Annotated in this window: 22 protein-coding genes and 1 riboswitch; of the genes, 20 read left to right on the top strand and 2 right to left on the bottom strand. The window is 39.1% G+C overall.

Annotated features, from left to right (window positions below):
• The first annotated feature begins 5 nt into the window (after positions 1–5).
• The 10 genes from H0185_RS05030 to H0185_RS04985 all read left to right on the top strand — a co-directional run bounded on the left by H0185_RS05030 (position 6) and on the right by H0185_RS04985 (position 8,189).
• Positions 6–755 (top strand): glucose 1-dehydrogenase, encoded by a 750-nt coding sequence (locus tag H0185_RS05030; RefSeq protein ID WP_221871773.1) that lies wholly within the window; start codon positions 6–8, stop codon positions 753–755.
• A gap of 290 nt (positions 756–1,045) precedes the next feature.
• Complete coding sequence (locus H0185_RS05025) at positions 1,046–1,888, top strand: 2OG-Fe(II) oxygenase (RefSeq protein WP_221871771.1); 843 nt, start codon at positions 1,046–1,048, stop codon at positions 1,886–1,888.
• A gap of 204 nt (positions 1,889–2,092) precedes the next feature.
• On the top strand, positions 2,093–2,587 hold the full coding sequence (locus H0185_RS05020) for a flavin reductase family protein (RefSeq protein WP_246629007.1): 495 nt from the start codon (positions 2,093–2,095) through the stop codon (positions 2,585–2,587).
• 244 nt (positions 2,588–2,831) lie between these two features.
• The gene (locus H0185_RS05015) at positions 2,832–3,110 is read left to right on the top strand and encodes a DUF1292 domain-containing protein (protein WP_221871769.1); all 279 of its coding nucleotides are present in this window, start codon (positions 2,832–2,834) and stop codon (positions 3,108–3,110) included.
• Positions 3,107–3,268 (top strand): hypothetical protein, encoded by a 162-nt coding sequence (locus H0185_RS05010; RefSeq protein ID WP_221871766.1) that lies wholly within the window; start codon positions 3,107–3,109, stop codon positions 3,266–3,268. The genes H0185_RS05015 and H0185_RS05010 overlap by 4 nt, the downstream gene beginning before the upstream one ends.
• 18 nt (positions 3,269–3,286) lie before the next feature.
• Positions 3,287–3,475 carry a hypothetical protein gene (locus tag H0185_RS05005; protein ID WP_221871764.1) on the top strand — a complete coding sequence of 63 codons (189 nt, stop codon included), beginning with the start codon at positions 3,287–3,289 and terminating at the stop codon, positions 3,473–3,475.
• A 141-nt stretch (positions 3,476–3,616) separates the two neighbouring features.
• On the top strand, positions 3,617–5,335 hold the full coding sequence (locus H0185_RS05000) for an ABC transporter ATP-binding protein (RefSeq protein WP_221871762.1): 1,719 nt from the start codon (positions 3,617–3,619) through the stop codon (positions 5,333–5,335).
• A 205-nt stretch (positions 5,336–5,540) separates the two neighbouring features.
• Positions 5,541–6,602, top strand: a complete 1,062-nt coding sequence (locus H0185_RS04995) for an ABC transporter substrate-binding protein (protein WP_221871760.1) — start codon at positions 5,541–5,543, stop codon at positions 6,600–6,602.
• Positions 6,603–6,614: 12 nt separating this feature from the next.
• Positions 6,615–7,391: an ABC transporter ATP-binding protein gene (locus H0185_RS04990; protein WP_221871757.1), complete on the top strand. Its 777-nt coding sequence runs from the start codon at positions 6,615–6,617 to the stop codon at positions 7,389–7,391.
• A 3-nt stretch (positions 7,392–7,394) separates the two neighbouring features.
• Complete coding sequence (locus H0185_RS04985) at positions 7,395–8,189, top strand: ABC transporter permease (protein WP_221871756.1); 795 nt, start codon at positions 7,395–7,397, stop codon at positions 8,187–8,189.
• A gap of 55 nt (positions 8,190–8,244) precedes the next feature.
• On the opposite strand, the gene H0185_RS04980 is transcribed toward H0185_RS04985, so the two are convergent.
• Positions 8,245–8,484 carry a hypothetical protein gene (locus H0185_RS04980; protein ID WP_221871754.1) on the bottom strand — a complete coding sequence of 80 codons (240 nt, stop codon included), beginning with the start codon at positions 8,482–8,484 and terminating at the stop codon, positions 8,245–8,247.
• 272 nt (positions 8,485–8,756) lie between these two features.
• On the opposite strand from H0185_RS04980, the gene H0185_RS04975 reads away from it, so the two are divergent.
• On the top strand, positions 8,757–10,094 hold the full coding sequence (locus tag H0185_RS04975) for an MATE family efflux transporter (protein WP_221871752.1): 1,338 nt from the start codon (positions 8,757–8,759) through the stop codon (positions 10,092–10,094).
• Between the two features lie 364 nt (positions 10,095–10,458).
• On the opposite strand, the gene H0185_RS04970 is transcribed toward H0185_RS04975, so the two are convergent.
• Entirely contained in the window at positions 10,459–10,602 is a 144-nt protein-coding gene (locus H0185_RS04970; RefSeq protein ID WP_221871750.1) for a hypothetical protein, read from the bottom strand.
• Positions 10,603–10,774: 172 nt separating this feature from the next.
• Between H0185_RS04970 and H0185_RS04965 the strand changes: the two genes are divergently transcribed.
• The 9 genes from H0185_RS04965 (at position 10,775) to H0185_RS04925 (ending at position 19,335) form a co-directional block, all read left to right on the top strand.
• Positions 10,775–13,324: a PEP/pyruvate-binding domain-containing protein gene (locus tag H0185_RS04965; protein WP_221871748.1), complete on the top strand. Its 2,550-nt coding sequence runs from the start codon at positions 10,775–10,777 to the stop codon at positions 13,322–13,324.
• Positions 13,325–13,486: 162 nt separating this feature from the next.
• Complete coding sequence (locus tag H0185_RS04960) at positions 13,487–13,837, top strand: hypothetical protein (protein ID WP_221871746.1); 351 nt, start codon at positions 13,487–13,489, stop codon at positions 13,835–13,837.
• Between the two features lie 214 nt (positions 13,838–14,051).
• A complete protein-coding gene (locus H0185_RS04955; RefSeq protein ID WP_221871745.1) occupies positions 14,052–14,885 on the top strand; it encodes a deoxyribonuclease IV in 834 nt (277 codons plus the stop codon).
• Positions 14,886–15,034: 149 nt separating this feature from the next.
• Complete coding sequence (gene dsdA, locus H0185_RS04950; RefSeq protein ID WP_221871743.1) at positions 15,035–16,330, top strand: D-serine ammonia-lyase; 1,296 nt, start codon at positions 15,035–15,037, stop codon at positions 16,328–16,330.
• A gap of 156 nt (positions 16,331–16,486) precedes the next feature.
• On the top strand, positions 16,487–16,570 hold the full coding sequence (locus tag H0185_RS24555; RefSeq protein ID WP_404333166.1) for a putative holin-like toxin: 84 nt from the start codon (positions 16,487–16,489) through the stop codon (positions 16,568–16,570).
• 274 nt (positions 16,571–16,844) lie between these two features.
• On the top strand, positions 16,845–17,015 hold the full coding sequence (locus H0185_RS04940) for a hypothetical protein (RefSeq protein ID WP_221871741.1): 171 nt from the start codon (positions 16,845–16,847) through the stop codon (positions 17,013–17,015).
• A 36-nt stretch (positions 17,016–17,051) separates the two neighbouring features.
• Complete coding sequence (locus H0185_RS04935) at positions 17,052–17,192, top strand: hypothetical protein (RefSeq protein ID WP_221871740.1); 141 nt, start codon at positions 17,052–17,054, stop codon at positions 17,190–17,192.
• Positions 17,193–17,296: 104 nt separating this feature from the next.
• Positions 17,297–18,229: a D-2-hydroxyacid dehydrogenase gene (locus H0185_RS04930; RefSeq protein WP_221871738.1), complete on the top strand. Its 933-nt coding sequence runs from the start codon at positions 17,297–17,299 to the stop codon at positions 18,227–18,229.
• Between the two features lie 101 nt (positions 18,230–18,330).
• Positions 18,331–19,335 (top strand): glycine-rich domain-containing protein, encoded by a 1,005-nt coding sequence (locus H0185_RS04925; RefSeq protein ID WP_221871736.1) that lies wholly within the window; start codon positions 18,331–18,333, stop codon positions 19,333–19,335.
• Between the two features lie 277 nt (positions 19,336–19,612).
• Positions 19,613–19,691: riboswitch (glycine riboswitch) on the top strand.
• Positions 19,692–19,772 lie beyond the last annotated feature (81 nt).

Below are 19,772 nucleotides of genomic sequence, written 5' to 3'. Positions count from 1 at the left end.
TACTATTGAGTTTTCATAATAAAATTGTCATTGTGACTGGAGCAGCCAAAGGAATTGGTCGAGGAGTGGCCAGGCTGTACGCTGAGAAAGGCGCAAAAGTAGTGTTAGCAGATGTTGACCAGGAAGCCGGGCAAGAGACAGCTTCAGAGATCACAGCAAAAGGTGGACAAGCTATATTTGTACAAACAGATGTCAGAAAGGAAGCTGACATTATCAATTTAATGAAAAGTACTATTGATACATATGGTCAAATACATATTCTCATTAATAATGCAGGGAAAGGCTTATTCAAATCTCCCTATGAGGTAACGCTAGAAGAATGGGATGATGTGATTCATACCAATTTACGAAGTGTATTTTTAGCTTCTCGTGAAGCTGGGAAATATATGAGAAAAAACGGGCAAGGTGGAGCGATTGTCAATCTTGCTTCCACAAGAGCGATTATGTCAGAAGCGAACTCTGAATCTTATGCCGCTACGAAAGGAGGAATCGTCGCCATCACCCACGCACTTGCAGCATCCTTAAGTGAAGATCACATCACAGTCAATGCCATCTCACCAGGATGGATTGAAACAGGGGATTATTCAACATTGACCAAACTTGACCATGAGCAGCATTTCTCTAAACGCGTCGGGAAACCAGATGATATCGCCCGCGCATGTCTATATTTAACCTCAAGTGAAAATGATTTTGTGACCGGTGTTAACCTCATTGTCGACGGCGGAATGACTAGAAAAATGATCTATGAAGAATAGAAACAAACCCACCTCTATCTGGATTACCGAGTAGAGGTTGGCCTGTTTTTTCAGGTGCTCTACTAATCTAATGTATTGTAATTCTAGTAAAAATTGGTTAATCTATGATTAAGAATCTAAAAGAATAAAGCGTTTACAATAGGTTTGTAAAATGCCTGTTGGTTAGGATTTTTAATTAACTAAAGGATGTAGAGTTTTTAAATGAAGGGTTCTGTTAAAGGACGGTTCTGAATTAATCAGCGTTGTTAGAAGAGACACAAGAAAAAACTGCCTTGAAGGAGACGAATTTTATGGAAAAAATAAGACAAATCTCTAGTGAGCTTAGAGATTGGATTATTCATACCTTAAATAACGGTGTCAGTCCTGTGGCCATTGCCGATGCAATGATTAAAAAAGGTTTTGACCCCAAATTTGCTTATGAATCACTTTTTAAAATTGTCGGAAATGAATCGATAAAAACAATCGAAACGACGCAAAATCAGTATACATATGAAATACCCGAAATCGGAAAAAAAGGAAATCTCATTTATACAAGTGATCAAGAAGTAAAAGTCCTTTCAAGAGTAGACAAGCCCTTCATTCTTCATTTAGATCATGTCCTTAGTGAGGATGAATGTGATGAATTGATCCAGCTCTCAAAAAATCGGCTACAGCCATCACGTATCGTTGACCCTACTACTGGTGAAGAAAAGGTCACACCAGGGAGAACCAGCAAAGGAATGTATTTTACTCTTAAAGAAAATCAACTCATTACAAAGATCGAAAATAGAATATCAGAATTAACCAACACACCGGTTGAAAACGGGGAAGGTCTTCAGGTTTTAAACTATGATATCGGGGAAGAGTATAAACAACATTTTGATTTTTTCCCAGCTAACAAAGTTGACCCAACTAAAGGTGGTCAACGCGTGGGGACGATGCTGATTTATTTAAATGAAGTAATCGCAGGAGGCGAGACCGTCTTTCCTAAAGCAGGGGTCTCAATTGTTCCCAAAAAAGGCTCAGCCGTTTACTTTCATTACGGCAATAGTGAAAATCAAGTTGACCGGATGTCCGTTCATAGCAGCGTACCTGTTTCAAAAGGTGAAAAATGGGTTGCTACGAAATGGATTAGGCAAGGAAGAATTTATTAACAGTGGAAATGTCCATTATTGAATTTTCTCAATGGTGCGTCGAATTAAATGTCCTTGTCTAAACTGACTACGATAAAATAGAGAGAATTTTTTAAAATTTTATGCCATTATTCAGTTCAGATAATGTACACAGTGTTTTAAAATTGTTAATATTGTTATATGAGGAAAATATAGAGAATGACAACTGGAAGGTGTGTTAAGCATATGTCGAATCAAACTAATGAAACCCTTTTTAAAGAAGTAATGGGAAATTACCCTACAGGTGTCACCGTTGTGACAACAGTTGATGAGAATGGAACTCCGCTCGGGCTTACGGTTAATTCATTTGCTTCTGTATCCATTGATCCATTGCTAATTCTTTGGTCAATTGATAAGCGGGTCTCTTCACACGATGTCTTTAAAAATACCGATAAATTCGCTGTCCATGTATTAGCAGGCGATCAAAGTGATATTTGCGGTTTATTTGCAACGAAAGGAACCGATCGTTTTAGCAATTGTGACTGGAAGCTATCTGACCAAAATCTCCCGGTGATTAGTGGAGCGGCAGGGGTCCTACAATGTAAAACTTTCAAAATAATTGATGCCGGCGACCATACGATCTTAATTGGCGAAGTCATTGAAATTCAAAGTGAACAAAAAGAACCTCTTCTATATCATAAGCGTAAATTCGGTCCAATTCCTGAAGAGTTTTATAAATAAGAATATGTCACGAACCGTTCCTAGCATTTGCATTGGAACGGTTTTTTATGTTTTTGCTTTCGTGTTTCAAGGTGCCAACTCCTTATTTAATGACTTATTAGTTTGAGGTCAAACTTCCATGTAATAACCATTTAAAATGAGCATTTTTCCACAATGAATAGGGAATTTTAACAAGGAAAAGACATTTGAATTAGGCTCCAGCCTAAAAAAGTCTAATGCCTGATGATTAAATAGAGGTGAAAAGATGGAAAAGAATTACAGCATCCGTGATTTAATTACCGTTGAAGATGAGTCTGGCAATCAAATCTCTTATGAGGTTGAAGCTTTATTTGATATGCGCGGAGAAACATATGCGTTATTAAGGTCAGAAGACGATACCGTTCTCATGCAAGTAGAAGAAGATGAACATGGCCAGCATTTAATTGGCTTATCAAACGAAGCAGAAAAAGATAATATTCTTGATGCTTATCAAATAGCCGTTGATGCTGCACCTGCTGAGGAATTTGGGGGTGACATCAGATGAAAAAAGATCCTCGCAAAAACCAAAATGATGAACCAACTGTTGCCCCTGGGATGGATGATTCCGAAGAATTAAACCAAGAGGCCAGCAACCAAGATTTAGTGAACGGTGAATTTACGGAAGTAACCGTTCTTTCAAACGATGAAGTAGACCCTAGTTAATCAGAAAGGGGGAAATGTATGAGTGATTGGAATGAACAAGGTGCACCGAATAATAATCTACAATCTGAAACCATTCAAACATCTAAGCTAGTAGGAAAAAAAGGACAGGGTGCGAAGGATCATGAATTCTCCGAGGAACTATTAGCTGGTGGCGAACGAGATGATGCACTTAAAAAACAATTAAAGCGCCGCCAACCAAGTATGTAAAATTCTTTGATAAGAGCAGCTAAAGCAGGCTGCTCCTTTTTTCTGTTTTTCATTACCAAATGAAGATTTCTTATCATTAGACTATTGCGAAAACAACCCCAAATCCCTATAATCACTATATACATAAAAGGGGACTGAGAAATGATTAGACGATTTTTTAGTTATTATAAGCCGCATCGGCGGTTGTTCATCATTGATTTTAGTTGTGCCATTATTGTTGCTTTACTAGAATTGGCGTTTCCACTTGCTGTCCAATGGTTCATTGATACGCTTTTACCAGGACAGAATTGGAATGCGATTGTCACAGTTAGTATTGGGCTGCTAGTGCTATATGCATTCAGTACGTTTCTCCAGTATATCGTCAACTATTGGGGGCATATGCTCGGGATTAATATTGAAACAGATATGAGGCATCAGCTGTTTCAACATGTGCAACGACAGTCCTTTCGCTTTTTTGATAACACGAAAACAGGGCATATTATGAGTCGCATTACCAATGATTTATTCGATTTAGGAGAGCTTGCCCACCATGGTCCTGAGGATTTATTCATTGCCATCATGACCTTTGTTGGAGCGTTTTGTATTATGTTTACGATCAACGTCAAGCTCGCTTTGGTCGCTTTGATCATTGTGCCATTTTTAATTTGGTTGATTGCCTACTCGAATTTTAAAATGAATACAGCCTGGAAATCGATGTACACAGAAATCGCCGATGTCAATGCAAGAGTTGAAGATAGCATTTCAGGCGCGCGTGTTGTTCAATCTTTTACAAACGAAGAATTTGAGATTAAGAGATTTGCAATAAATAACCAAAAGTTTCGTTTAGCGAAATTAGGCGCGTACAAAGTCATGTCTTATACTTCTTCAGGTATGTTTATGCTTACGCGCTTGTTTGTGCTTGCTGTACTTGTATATGGAGCATGGCTAAGTTTTAGAGGTCAGCTTAGCTATGGGGAATTGGTTGGTTTTGTTTTATATGTCAATGTCCTTTTTAAGCCGATTGATAAAATCAGTGCCATCCTTGAGCTGTATCCGAAAGGAATGGCTGGGTTTAAACGATTTACCGAGCTGATGGATCAGCATCCAGATGTGGTGGATGAACAAGATGCGATTGAAATCAATGGCTTGAAAGGAGATATTCGCTTTCAAAAGGTACATTTTAGCTATGATAAAAATAAATCTGTCTTAAAAAACATTGATTTAAGTATTCAACACGGAGAAACAGTTGCGTTTGTCGGACCATCTGGTGCCGGAAAAACGACGATTTGCTCATTGATTCCTCGATTCTACGATGTTACGGATGGAGCCATTACGATTGACGGCATTGATATTCGCCATATGACGAAAAAATCACTTCGCTCGCAAATTGGAATTGTTCAACAAGATGTTTTCTTGTTTACAGGAACATTAAGAGAAAATATTGCCTATGGTGCGCTTGATGCAACTCAAGAGGAAATCGCCAAGGCCGTTAAGCTCGCGCATTTAGAAGAGTTTATCCAATCTCTCCCTGATGGGTATGAAACGCAAATTGGTGAAAGAGGTTTGAAACTATCAGGTGGCCAGAAACAAAGGCTTGCGATTGCGAGAATGTTTCTGAAAAACCCACCCATTTTAATTTTAGACGAAGCAACTTCTGCACTAGATACAGAAACAGAACTGATTATCCAAAAGGCTTTAACAGAGCTTTCTAAAAACAGAACAACCTTAATCATTGCTCACCGATTGGCAACGATTCGAAACGCCGATAAAATCGTGGTAGTAACCGAAGACGGGATTGCCGAAGAGGGAAGACATGATGAATTACTTGCAAAGGGCGGAATCTTTGCAAACCTTCATAAAGTCCAGTTTCAAAAAGCTTAATATTATAGCAAAAGAACCTGCAGAGAAAGATCGTTTCTCTGCAGGTTCTTTGTTCTGAGTAAAATAATAGGATGGCTCGAATTTTGTAAAACGATGTTCCTCGTACTGAATTTTTTACACTATATTCAAAAATTGTGTAGAATAATAATGTGCATACGGTATAATAGTCAATAAATTAAAAAAATTTAACAGGGGGAATTGTAAAGTGAAAAAATCACTGTCATGGCTGCTAGTCGCAATCGTTACACTTGTGCTAGCATTAGCTGGTTGTGGAAACCAGGATGAAGCCAATGAATCAACAGACAAAGAAGGAACAAATGAAAAAGAAACAGCAGAAAAAGTGTCGATTGATGTAGGAATGCTTAAATTAACGAGTACCGCTCCATTATTCATTGCGATGGAAAAAGGGTTCTTTGAAGAAGAAAACCTTGAAGTGAATGCGAAATGGTTTGAAGCTGCGCAACCAATTACGGTTGCAACTGCGGGTGGAAGTGTTGATGTTGGCGCAACTGGGATTACCGCAAGCTTATATAATATGGTCGCTGGTGGACAAAAGTTATGGATTGTTGCCGATAAAGGAAGAGAGCAAGAAGGATTCTCCTCATCAGCTTTATTGGTACCAAATGATTCAGAGGCTACAGAGCCTGAAGATTTAAAAGGAAAGCGCATCGGGATTACACAGACAGGATCAACCTTCCATTACATGGCTGGTCGAATATTAGAAAATCACGGCCTAACATTAGAAGATGTCCAATTGGTTCCACTTAATAGCATTAAAGGCTTAATGGAAGCTTTAAACAGCAAACAGGTAGATGCCGTTATTTTAAATGAGCCGAATATCTCAACCGTCGAAAAAGAAGGATATGGCAAAGTCATTACCCAAGTTGGCGAAGAAATGGATTATCAAACGTCTGGAATCTTCTTCTCACCTAAATTTGCAGAAGATAAGGATACAGCAGTTCGCTTCTTAAAAGCCTATGTTAAAGCAACAAACTACTATTATGATGCTGTCTTAACACAAGAAGGCGGGGAACTTGTTCCTGGTGAAAACTACGATGAAGTGATTGAGATTATTGCGAAATATACGGATCAGGATGCTGAATTGATTAAATTGGGACTTCCATATATGGACCGTGATGGAAAATTATTAGAAGAAGATATTCAAACTCAAATTGACTGGTATGCAAAAGAAAAACTCATTGATAAAGCAATTGACGTAAAAGAAATCGTCAACACAGAATTACTTGAGGAAGCATTGAATAACTAGGGAAGTGACAGCATGAAAATCGTAATTGAAAATGTCGAGAAAAGATTTACCGATAGTAAAAAAAATGAAGTACTCGCACTCGAAGATATTAACTTTACCATCAACGAGCAAGAGTTTGTTGTGTTAGTAGGGCCAAGTGGATGCGGAAAATCAACACTCCTAAATATTGTCGGGGGATTATTATCGCCATCAAAAGGACAAGTCTATTTTGAAGGTACTGAGGAAGATAAGGAGCCTACTTTAGGAATTGTCTTTCAGGAAATTGCCTTATTTCCGTGGCGAAGTGTGTTTGAAAACGTCACGTTCGGGCTTGAAGAACGAGGTGCTAGTAAGGCAGAGCGTGCAGAAAAAGGAAAACATTATATTGATATGGTTGGCTTAACAGGCTTTGAAAATGCCTATCCTAAACAGCTTTCTGGGGGAATGAAACAACGCGCGGGCATCGCGCGGGCCCTCGCGGTTGAACCTGATTTATTGTTGATGGATGAACCTTTTTCGGCATTAGATGCTCAAACCCGTACGATTATGCAGGAAGAACTTTTAACCATCTGGAATCGGACAAAGTTAAGTACGCTTTATGTGACGCATAACATCCAAGAAGCTGTCTACCTTGCCGATCGTGTAATTGTCTTGTCACGACACCCTGGGCATATAAAAAAAATCATCCCTATTGATTTACCAAAAATCGGCCGAGACCAAGATCAATATCGTGCTCAATTTGAAAAGTATGCAGACGAGATTTGGCAATTAATCCGTCATGATGCAGAAGAAGCGTTGAAGGAGGCGTAACCTGTGGCAAACACAACAAAGAAAGTAATAAAAAATCGCGTCGCCTTCCTTGAACAAAAAATACCTGGTTATGTTTCTGTTTTGGGAATTACTGGAATATTACTCCTTTGGGAGCTTACCTGTAGACTCAATATTGTTCCACCGTTGTTTCTGCCTGCACCAACCGCGATTATTACCGATGGGTGGGAAATGATTAGCAGCGGTGAATTATTAAAAAATCTCCTGGCCAGTTTGTACCGGATACTCGGGGGATATGCCATCGGTGCTGTTTTGGGCATCATGGTTGGCTTGCTACTCGGCTTTTCTAAACTGGCTGATGCGATTTTTACGCCCATTGTCTATAGCATTTACCCGATACCGAAAATTGCCTTATTGCCTTTAATTATTTTATGGTTTGGAATCGGGGAAATGCCCAAAGTGGCGATCATTGCTTTAGGAGTATTTTTCCCTGTATTGATTAACACCTTCTCAGGCGTGAAGAGTGTAGATCCTAGTTTGATTAAGGCAGCTGTTACATTTGGCTCGAATCATTTCAATGTGATTCGGAAAGTAATCTTGCCTGGGGCTTTGCCAACGATTTTTGCAGGGCTAAAACTTGCAGCTGGTACAGCGCTACTCTTGCTTGTATCTGCAGAAATGATTGCCGCTCAATACGGAATCGGAGCTATGGTGCTTCATTATGGAAACTTAATGATTACCACTAAATTAATGGCGGGTGTGTTGATTCTCTCGTTATTGGGTCTCATGTTTAATCGTGGACTACAATGGTTAGAGCGCAAACTAATCCCGTGGAAATAAAAATGGCAAAAAAGACAGTTCCTTTTTACTAAAAAAAGACTGTCTTTTTTGTTTGTTATTCTGTAGCAAAAAAACCTAGTGCGTATTTTACTCCTTCATGGATATCATTCGTTTCATATGCTGCTAAATCTTCAAACGAAACCTTCATTTTCACGTCCTCTAATTCATAGCCGCTATCCAAATCAATGTTTAAAAGCACTTCATAGCCTTCTTCGGTCACACTTGTATCAAGTATATTAAATGTACGAATAGGGACCCCAATTTCATAATCCATTGAATCAACGAAATCAGCCATTATTTTACCTCCCATCAAAGCATGTCAACGAACACGATAAAAAAAAATCAATTTTAGCTCTTTCAATTTAAGTCTGTAATTTCTGACAGCTATTTAACCATGCCACTTTATGGCATGAGACGGTTTGATTCATTTTATTTGCAATAGAAGCAGATACTTTTCATAAAGCATCTTGATAAGAGCCTTTTAGGTGTGAGCATGTCCCGTGATTGCTTGACAACGATATGTTAAACTATGGGAATGTTTAACGTAGCAAGGGAGGCCTTTTGAAGTTGGCACAACATGATTTTACCAATGGTTCAATTGTTAAGCAGTTATTTTTATTTTCGACTCCGATCATGCTTGCTAATTTATTGCAGGTATCTTATCAATTTATCGATAGCCTTTGGGTTGGGAATCTCTTAGGGGCTAATGCTCTAGGAGCGATTACGGTAGCTTCTACTGTCGTGGTCACGGTTCTTTCCTTCATTATCGGAATCAACCATGCAACCTTAACAATTCTTTCACAACAGCGGGGGAAAGGAAACAGCGCTGGCCTAAAGTCGTATTTAAATGCCTTTGTTGTGGTTTTAGCAGTTTTAGCGCTTTGGGCTGGAATCGTTGGCTTCATTTTCTCTGAGTCAATTTTACTGATGCTTGATACACCAGCGGAAATGCTCGGAGATGCAAATGCGTATTTGCGGATAAACTTTATCGGGATTTTATTTCTCTTAGGCTATAATTTTATCAGTTCGGTATTGAGGTCTCTAGGCGACAGCAAAACGCCATTAACCTTTGTCCTTGTAGCTGTACTATTGAATACCGTATTAGACCCAATTTTTATTTCAGTATTTGACTGGGGCATTGAGGGGGCAGCATATGCAACGGTCTTGTCGCAAGGAGTTTCTTTTCTATATGGACTTATTTATACATTAAGGCGCAAACTGGTACCTTTTTCTTTGCCAAAATTACCAAAACGAGAAGAAGTCTGGCTGATATTAAAACTAGGAATTCCCTCTGGATTACAAATGATGGTGATTCATGCCGGGGTGTTGGCCATTATGAGCGTCGTCAATACATTTGGCGAAGGGGTAGTGGCCGGCTTTGGTGCTTCACAACGGATTGATAGTTTAATCACGCTACCAGCAATGGCATTGGGCACAGCGGTCAATAGTATGGCCGGTCAAAATATTGGCGCCAACCGTTGGGATAGGATCAGACAACTTGCTTTCTATGGAGCCATTTATAATTTAGTGATTATGCTTGTCATGGCATTGATCATTTTTCTTTTAGCTGAGCCTTTAATTGGGTTGTTTATCGGCGCAGGTGGGGCAGCGTTCTTTGGCACACATTATTTAAAAATCATAGCCTTTTTCTATCCGTTCATTGGCTTAAATTTCATCCTAAATGGAATTGTCAGAGGCTCAGGAGCAATGTATCAAGTATTGGTATTAAACGTTCTTTCCTTTTGGGTGCTTCGTTATCCTTTGACCTATATCTGCTCATCAATGATCGGGCCTGATGGGATTGCCTACGGAATGGGAATTAGTTTTGTAATTAGTAGTCTATTTTCCTTTGGTTATTTTAAATTTGGGAAATGGAAGGAACGGAAGCTGTTTGCCAGTCGATAATGATGGTATTAGTAAAATCTGTAGGTAGATGATGGTGTCGATTTGCACCCCAGACCCTAACTTTCTGTGGACGTTGCGGGAAACCTCCTTGGCGCAGTAGCGCTTGTAGGTCTCTGTTACCTTTACGGATACGGACTTTCTTCTATAAATATGCAGTTTCTTGACTCTAAATCATGATGTTGGGGAGATTCCGACTATTCACTATAAAACGAAAAAATGATTGATATACGAATAGTCGGAAAAGCTTCCTTTCTCTAAAACGGGCTCCAATCTGCATCTACGATAATCTTTTTCTTTTTAGTCCCCTTGTTCTAAACATCCTGTTCTTTGTGGAAGCAATAATGAGTGAATCATTAGCTAGCTGTTAAAGATGATCTGTATTAATTCTTGGTGTTATTGGTTCAAGAGCCGCAGATGTCCTCGCATTTTCATTATGGCGATCGTTGTTGCTTCTATCTAATTTATCGTTTTTTTCTACTTGTTTGGAAGCTATCTTTTTTTCAGCCACATTCTCACCTCCTACAGATAATATGTCCCACTTTTAACTTGAAAATAAAATGGTTAATGAATAAATATCTGTTCTCAACCTAAAGTTTTCTCTATTTCTCCACGGTACCTAATCCACTGAAATGTTATAATTTTATAAAAACAGAGATTTATAGAGGGAGGGAATGGTCGTCATGACAATACATGATAAAGTGAGTACTGGAATGACTGGATTCGACCAGGCCATTGATATGCTTCGTCTTGGTGATAATGTCGTTTGGCAGGTCGATTCTGTCCAAGATTACCTTAAAGTGGTGACGCCTTTTGTGGAACAAGCGAAGCGGGACCAGCGCAAACTTGTGTACATCCGCTTTGGAAATCACGAACGGATTCTAAACGATGATTCTGAACTAACAGTTTACAAAGTGGATGCGACAAAGGGTTTTGAAAGCTTTGCCTCGGAGGTTCATCACATCATTGAACAAGAAGGCAGGAAAACCTTTTACGTGTTTGATTGTTTAACAGACTTGTTAGAATCTTGGTACTCAGATTTAATGATTGGAAACTTTTTCAAGGTCTCATGTCCGTTTTTATATGAACTTGATACAATTGCGTATTTTGCGCTCATTCGTAATGCTCATACATATAGTACGATCGCCGGGATTCGTGAAACAACACAATTGTTGCTAGATTTATATGAAGTGAACGAAAAAATGTATATCCATCCGTTAAAAGCATCAGAACGCTATTCGCCAACGATGTTTTTTCCGCACCTCATTAAAGGACATGAAGCAATCTGCATCAGTGCCAGTTCAGAAATAGCTGAGCTATTCTCAAGCATAAACCGTGGGGAAGAACGTCTAGATTACTGGAATGTGGTGTTTGCCAATGCCAGAAAAGCACTCAATCTAGACCTTGAGCAACAAAATCAAACTAAACGGCTATTAATCTCTTTGTTGATTGGCAATGAATCAAGAATGTCTGAGTTATGTTTTCAATATTTTACCTTGAATGATATTTTAACTATCGCTTCTAGGGAAATTGGAACAGGTTATATTGGTGGAAAGAGCGTTGGGATGTTATTGGCGCGAAAGATACTCGAAGTGGACGAATCAAACCGGTTTCAACCTTATTTAGAGTCTCATGACTCTTTTTACCTTGGGTCAGATGTTTTTTATACCTATATTGTCCAAAACGGCTGGTGGAAACTGCGGGTCAAACAGAAAACAGCGGAAGGTTATTATCAATTTGCGCCAGAGTTAAAAGAAAAACTCTTACATGGAAAGTTTCCTGAAAAAATAAAAGAGCAATTTGTACAGGTTCTCGAGTATTTCGGACAATCGCCGATTATCGTTCGTTCTAGTTCATTGTTAGAAGATAATTTTGGAAATGCCTTTGCAGGGAAATATGAAAGTGTATTTTGCGCAAACCAAGGAACACCCGAGGAACGGTACGAAGCCTTTGTACAGGCGATCCGAACCGTTTATGCGAGCACAATGAATGATGATGCCTTAACCTACCGAATGAACAGAGGCCTTTTTGAAAAAGATGAGCAAATGGCCATTTTGATTCAGCGTGTTTCTGGTGATCATTATGGAGAATCTTTCTTCCCGCATATCGCAGGGGTCGGGAATTCTTCAAATCTTTATGTGTGGGATAAAAGCATTGACATGGATGCAGGGATGCTTCGGCTTGTCTTTGGATTAGGAACACGCGCAGTAGACAGAACCGTCAAGGATTATGCGAAGATCATCTCTTTAGATGCCCCTTTACGTAGACCATTAATGGCAATAGAAGATGAAAAGAAATTTTCCCAATATTATGTAGATGTGCTTTCACTTTCGAATAATAAGCATTTGACGAAAAGGGCGGATGAGGTTCTATCAAATGATTTAGGAGTGGATAAACATCTTTTTGCAAAAGTAGACAATGACACGTTAACCCGAATAAAAGAACTAGGATACAACCATTTACATGTTCCTTATATACTAGATTTTCAGTGTTTACTTAAGGAAACGGCGTTCGCAAGTCTAATGAAAGACATGCTGGCGCGATTGTCTTCTGTCTATGAGTATCCTGTCGACATTGAGTTTACAGGGAATTTTAAAGACAATCACTCTTTTAAAATCAATCTTCTTCAATGTCGCCCTCTGCAAACAAGGGGATTAGGAAAACCTGTTCAAATGCCACAAAAAACGGATAAAGCTAATTGCTTATTTTCGCAAACAGGAAATTTTATGGGTGGCAATGTTCACTTACCAATTGATTATGTTATATATGTGAACCCAGATGCTTATATCGAACAAAGTGAACAAGGTAAGTATGCAGTAGCTAGAGCGATTGGAAAAATGAATACTATGTTAAAAGATAAAAATGTGATGTTAATTGGTCCTGGAAGATGGGGAACAACGACCCCTTCTTTAGGAGTACCTGTCCACTTTACAGAGCTGGCCAATATGTCTGTAATATGCGAAGTATCATCCAATGATGGAGGGCTTATGCCAGAGCTGTCCTATGGTAGTCATTTTTTTCAGGACTTAGTAGAGACAGGCATCTTTTATGCTGCCATTTATGATGGTCAAAGGGATGTGGTCTATCATCCTGAAAAAATACTGCAGAAGGAGAATCTTTTGTCGTCTATATTGCCTGAACATGCCAAATTAGCATCTACCATCCATATTGCCAAAACACCAAGTATGGAGGTTTTTTCAGATATCCTCACCCAGAAGCTAGTATGTAAATAGTTCGTAGGAAAGGAAGGATACCAATTAAGGTATCTTTTTTTATTGGTTTGACAGTATACTTGGTATTTTTTAAAAGTTTTGGAAAACATACATATTATTTTGTGACGAGGTAAAGATAATCAAAGATATTTAATTAAACAGATTAGAAAGGAGTATAAAACGATGAACAAAAAGTGGTTTTTGTTGTTAGCAAGTCTTATGTTGTCAGCGCTTATGGTTGCAGGCTGTGGAGCGAATGACGATCCTTCGCCACCAGTAGATGAAAATCAGGATCAAGAACAGGCACCAATCGAGGATGATCCACTACAAGATGCGGAAAATAATAGGGATGATATTGGCGATAATAATACCAATGAAAATAACAATGATAATAACATTGAGAATGATATGGAAGAGCCTGTAGATGAGACCGAAGAAAATATGAAAAGCGACGAGGAAATGGTAGAAGAACATCCTGAAGGTCATGGCAACAACGGAAATGATGAAAAGAACACTAACCCTGAGAAGGAATAAGAGCAAACGATTTTTTAAAAGTCCCAGTTGTCATGGGGCTTTTTTTAGTAAGTACTTTCTCACACTCTGTTGTTTTTGCTGATTGTTACCCTTTCCGTTGAAGAAACGAGCTTGTAAACAAGGTTTACGCACACAATAACGCTTCATTCGGGGCTGTATTCAAACAAAAATCAGCCACTAGTAAATACATATTCTTACCAATGAGGGATTTTTCATGATTATAGGCAGTCATGTTAGTATACGTGATGGATATTTAGCTGCAGCAAAACGTGCGGTCGCAAACCATGCTTCCGCTTTTCAATATTTCCCTAAAAATCCGCGAAGCTTATCAGTTAAAGCATTCAATCATGAGGATGCACAAAGCTGTAAAGCTTTCTCCCAACAACATCAGCTTCACTCTGTGGCACATACTCCGTACTCAACAAACCTAACACCTGACGATGATAAAAAAGAGCTTACAATCCAATCGATATTAAACGACCTGGACATTGCCAATGCATGTGGCTCAATCGGTGTGGTCGTCCATTTTGCTAATCAAATTAGTGAAAGTGACCCGCTGGCTAGCTATCATTTGATGTTAGAGATGTTGAATAACGTTCTTGGAAACTGGGACGGTGAATGCAAAATTTTGTTAGAAAATAACGCCGGAACAAAAGGTGGCTTAGGAACAACGTTTGAAGAATTGGTTCAAGTTCGGAACCTATGCGAGTTTCCTGAAAAAATCGGTTTTTGCTTTGACACCTGCCACGCTTTCGCAAGTGGGCTTTGGACAGGTGAAAATACGAAAGAAATGCTCAGCAAGGGAGAAGAGTTAGGCTATTGGAAGGATTTAGAGGTCATCCATTTAAATAACTCAAAATACCCGACAGGTTCTAAGAAAGACCGCCATGCCAATATTTTTAAAAATGGTTATATAGACGAACTCCAGTTAAAATCGTTTGTTTTATCAGCAGCGGTGCGGGATGTTCCCCTTGTGTTAGAAACACCTGATGATGAGGGAATAACCCATAAAGAAGAAATTCACCTTCTGGTAAATCAGTGGAGTTAGAATTCATAACAGCAAAAGGGGAAGTTCTCCTCTGTGCTATTCACTTGTAGATGAAACGTGCATAACAAGTGATGCTATAATGGAATGTAGGATTATAAAATAGATAGAATAAATAGATAATTCAATTCTAGGGGTGAGGAGATCCTAATATGAGGAGAGAATTGCACGATTTAGAACGCTTTCCATTAATAAGTGAGCTGGGAAAGAAAATACCTGTTTTTTGGCAGAACCCAGATTACCAGCCTAATGTTACATTTCCAATCAAGAAGCTAGGACCGGAAATCATTACCGATGCAAAAGACCGTTTGCATCGATTTGAACCTGTACTTAAATGGTTATTTCCTGAAATGGAAAACGGAATTGTATCGCCTATAACCGAACTTTCAAGTATGAAAAAAGAACTTGAAGCCAAATATCACTCCAAGATAGATGGAAGAATGTTTTTGAAAAGAGATGACGTTCTACCTGTTGCTGGTTCTATTAAGGCGCGTGGCGGCTTTCATGAAGTGTTAGCTTACACTGAAACTCTAGCCATTAAAAAGGGGCTTATTTCAACTGTTAAGGATGATTATCAGATTCTAGTAACTGAAAATGCACGAAAAGTCTTCAGTCAATATACAATTTCCGTGGGTTCTACGGGTAACCTAGGACTAAGTATTGGGATGATAGGCTCAGCACTTGGATTTCGTGTTGTTGTACATATGTCAGTTGATGCGAAAGAATGGAAGAAAGATTTATTGCGCAAACATGGGGTAAAGGTTGTGGAACATCCTTCTGATTATTCAGAGGCCGTGGAACAGGCAAGAAATGAAAGCGATCAAGACGCCCATTCCTATTTTGTCGATGATGAACAATCTCCATTGCTCTTTGCTGGTTACGCAGCGGCTGCATTTGAAGTAAAAACCCAATTAGCAAAACAAGGTGTTGAAGTATCGGCCGACCACCCGTTAAATGTCTATTTACCTTGTGGGGTTGGTGGTGGACCAGGTGGTGTTGCATTTGGGTTGAAACATGTGTTTGGCGAACATGTTCATTGCTTTTTCGCTGAGCCTACGCATTCGCCTTGCATGCTTCTAGGGCTTATGACGAAACTACATCATCAAATTTCTGTTGGGGATATCGGATTGGATAATAGGACCGAAGCAGATGGTTTGGCAGTAGGTCGGGCATCTTCATTTGTTGGTGAAATCATGGAAAATATGCTAAGCGGTGTATACACGATTTCCGATGATGAACTGTTATCATTATTGTTTTTGCTTCATAAATCGGAGGGGACATTTCTTGAACCATCTTCATTAGCTGGAATGAAGGGACCAGTTCATCTAAGCAAATTGAACCCCAATGCGAACCATCTTGTGTGGGGAACTGGCGGGAGCCTTGTACCCGAGGAGCTGAGAGCGGACTTTATCAAAAGGGGAAAACACTATGATGAAAAGAACTGGTAATTGACTTATGTAGGATTTTCGAGCGGTTGTAGTGCTTTTGTCATGTTTGTAATATTTTAGAGCATATGTTCTATCAGTTATGCTATAATAAAGCGGCAATAGAATAGGTTTCTCAAGGGTGGTCAGCAATAACCCCTATCGAAAGGGGGTGATGCTGTGACGGTATTTGAGGCGTTGATGTTTGCGTTAGCATTTGCAAGCTTGATCGTTGCAATTCTGTCTTTTACCAATAAAAAATAATCCACCCTTGAGTTAGACAGCACAAGGTGGATTATTTCATTTCATCTTAACAGCTGATCCCCTTAAGGGGAGCCGTCTATTGCATGGACCGTTCGGTGTTACCAGCACCGGCGGTCTTTTTTTATTTATGTTATTGATGTTTATATTATACCCAATACTACTGCAAGAAAACAAGGTTATCGCATGATTATCCACGTTTGATACGCCAATTGATCCTAAAGAATAGGGAATCCGGTGATGACAGATAATAGGGAGGAGTGAAAGGGGGAAAACGATGTCAAATAAAGAGCAGAAAACATCAGGTACAGTTGAACAACCCTTCATGTCAACCGCTACTACGAGAGCTGGTTTTGACAGAAATACAAAAAAAGCGAAACAAGCAGCACAGCCAAAAATTGGCGAAACCCTAATGGGTGATGATGGAATAACAGGTCGAATTCGATAACCTATTTAGTGCAGAAAATAAAAGGAGCTGAAAGCCATGAAAACAAAAGATAACTTCTTAGAAGGTGCTAAGGTCACAAAAGATAATCAAATTTATGGGACACCCAATAGCAAAAGTAAAAATGGAACAGGTGATTCACCGAATGACAACGTCCGTCAAAAAGGACGGAACCGTTAACAGCCAAGACTTCTTGGCTGTTTTTTTTGTTATTTGTTTGGAAGCCCACTTTTCCCCTTGTTTTTGATAGAATGGAAAGAACAGAAGAGTATGAGGTGAGATAAGTGGACATTCAACATATTGTAATTGCAAGTCCGATGCATAAGGAGATTCAAAAAATCATTGAAGAAAAAGGATTAGACAAAGACTTTCGTTATTTATCAGACGAAGAGCTCACGCAAAATGATCTTGATTGGGCAGATGCTTTTGTTTCTTTTAGTATGAAAGGGGAGTTTGATTATCAGAAATTAAAATGGGTCCATTCACTTGGTGCGGGAGTCGATCGCTTTTTATATAAGCAAGAATGGCCTGAGGGTGTTACCCTAACACGGACTGTTTGTTCTTTTGGACAAAGAATTGCCGAGTATTGTCTTAGCTATCTATTAAAAGACCTCCAAGAACATGATCAATTCCATTCTTTCAAACAACAGAAAAGTTGGCAGCCCATGACTCCAAGATTACTGAACGAGCAAAAAGTGATGATCTATGGAACAGGAGAAATCGGGCAAACCACTGCTCAAATTCTTTCAAGCTTCGGTGTTGAGGTTTATGGAGTATCGTTGAGTGGCAAAGTGAAAGAGGGCTTTAAACAAGTGATGACGCTTGATGATCATTATGAGAAATTGAGTGAGATGGACTACATAATTAATACATTGCCGTTAACAGAACAAACATTCAAGCTGTTTAATGAAAAAATCTTTGGCCTATTATCCGCAAGAGGGTTTATCAATGTTGGCCGCGGGGCATCGCTTGATGAAGGGGCACTATTGAATGCCTTTGCTAAAAATCAGTTGAAATTTGCTGTCCTTGATGTCTTTGCGGAAGAACCATTACCGGTAAATAACCAGCTTTGGGAACATCCAAACGTCATCATCACTCCACATATTTCGGCCGTAACAACAGCTCGTGAAGGAGTAGAATGTTTTATTGAAACATTAAAAAACATCGAGGAAAGTAAGATGCTGTTCAATAAAGTTGACGTAACAAGAGGGTATTAGTCACCAGAAGATGGTCTTCTAGGCCACATAATCAAGAGTCAGCCTAGAATAAGATAAGAATGAAAAAAAGAGAAACGTTACTTTCGGTAAGGAGGAGTTGGATGTTATTTAGTGTCATTGTAGGCGTTTTAATAGTAGTGGGATTACTAGCAGCTGTCATTTCAATGAGCAGAAAAAGTCAATCTAAATTGGCGAAGGAGAACATCCCTGAAAATCTTGGTGCACTTGACCCTGTTCAGTTACAGCATTTGCTTCTACAATTAAATACAGCATTAGATGATGATTACCTAAAAAAAGTCAAGCAGCGATTCCTTCAGGAAAACCCTAAAAAGACTGAGGATGAGTTCGAATGGTTGCTGTTTGAGTTAAAGCGGTATTTCCTTGTCGCCAACATTCTAAAAAAAGCACCTATGTTTAGCAAAGATGTGGATGAAATTTGGCATGAGATGATTCTTTTTACGAAGGAATATCATAGATTTTCAGTAGAATTTTTAGGAGAAATGCTTCACCATATTCCGAACACAAATCCAGAGCCTGCACCACAAGATCGTGCCTTTTTTGATTGGGTGTTCGCTCAACTGTTTCAAATTACGGAATTTAGTTGGAAAGCTTGGGGTAGCTTCTTTCAGCACCCCTTGTCTAATGAGAGTTTAAAAGAGTTTAAGGAAAATAGTAAAGAAGAGTTAATCAAAAAATATTTTCGTCAAAATGATCATAACAACGAGCTAATTGAACATTTAGTAGAACGACTGAAACAGCAACTCACTGAAGCAGAAAACATTTACGCAATCGATAAAAAAGGATCCTTTAAAAAACAACGAACTTATGGAGATATGACTTCTACTTCCTTTACCATGGTTTTCTTCTCTTATTTTTATTTTGATGAGTACTGGGAGTACGCAAAAACCTATGCCTTTGCGCAGACGGCAAATAATACTAGCGGCTGTTCCACTGCCGTTTTCTGTGGTACATCCTCTACAGACCGTAACGGAGATGGCGGTGGTGATGGTGATGGTCACAGTGTTGGTGGTGGGGACAGTGGCGGCGGTGGGGACAGTGGCGGCGGTTCTTCGTGTTCAAGCTGTGGCGGTGGGTGTTCATCTTAGTTGGAGAACAGAAAAGTAAATCACTTGTTTAATCGTTTTATTCACAACTTACCCTAAGCAACGGCAGCCATAACAGAATCAAAACTCCTTGATTTAATTCGTTCGAGCATTCAGCACTGGGATGCGTTACAGTCAAAAAGAATTTATATAGGTGGAAAAAAATAAAGAAGTGCATGGCAAATCTCTTGACGGATGAGCACATTCCTGATAGATTTTATTTTATCGTAAAATAATTTAATTCGAGCTAGCTATGAATGCTGTGGGTCAAACTATAGCAGGAGCGGCTTCTGGAGAGATCGCAAATATTGCGGCGCCGAAGGGTTCACAATCTCAGGCAAAAGGACAGAAGAGTAACAACAACTATTTTTATTTTTGTTTATTGTTATTCTTATTTTCTTGAGGTTGGAAAAATTCCAACCTCTTTTTTTATTGTTCTT

The sequence above is a fragment of the Mesobacillus maritimus genome (genome assembly GCF_019749255.1).
Classification (GTDB): Bacteria; Bacillota; Bacilli; order Bacillales; family Cytobacillaceae; genus Mesobacillus_B; species Mesobacillus_B maritimus_A.
This window is presented reverse-complemented; position numbering and strand designations above follow the sequence as displayed.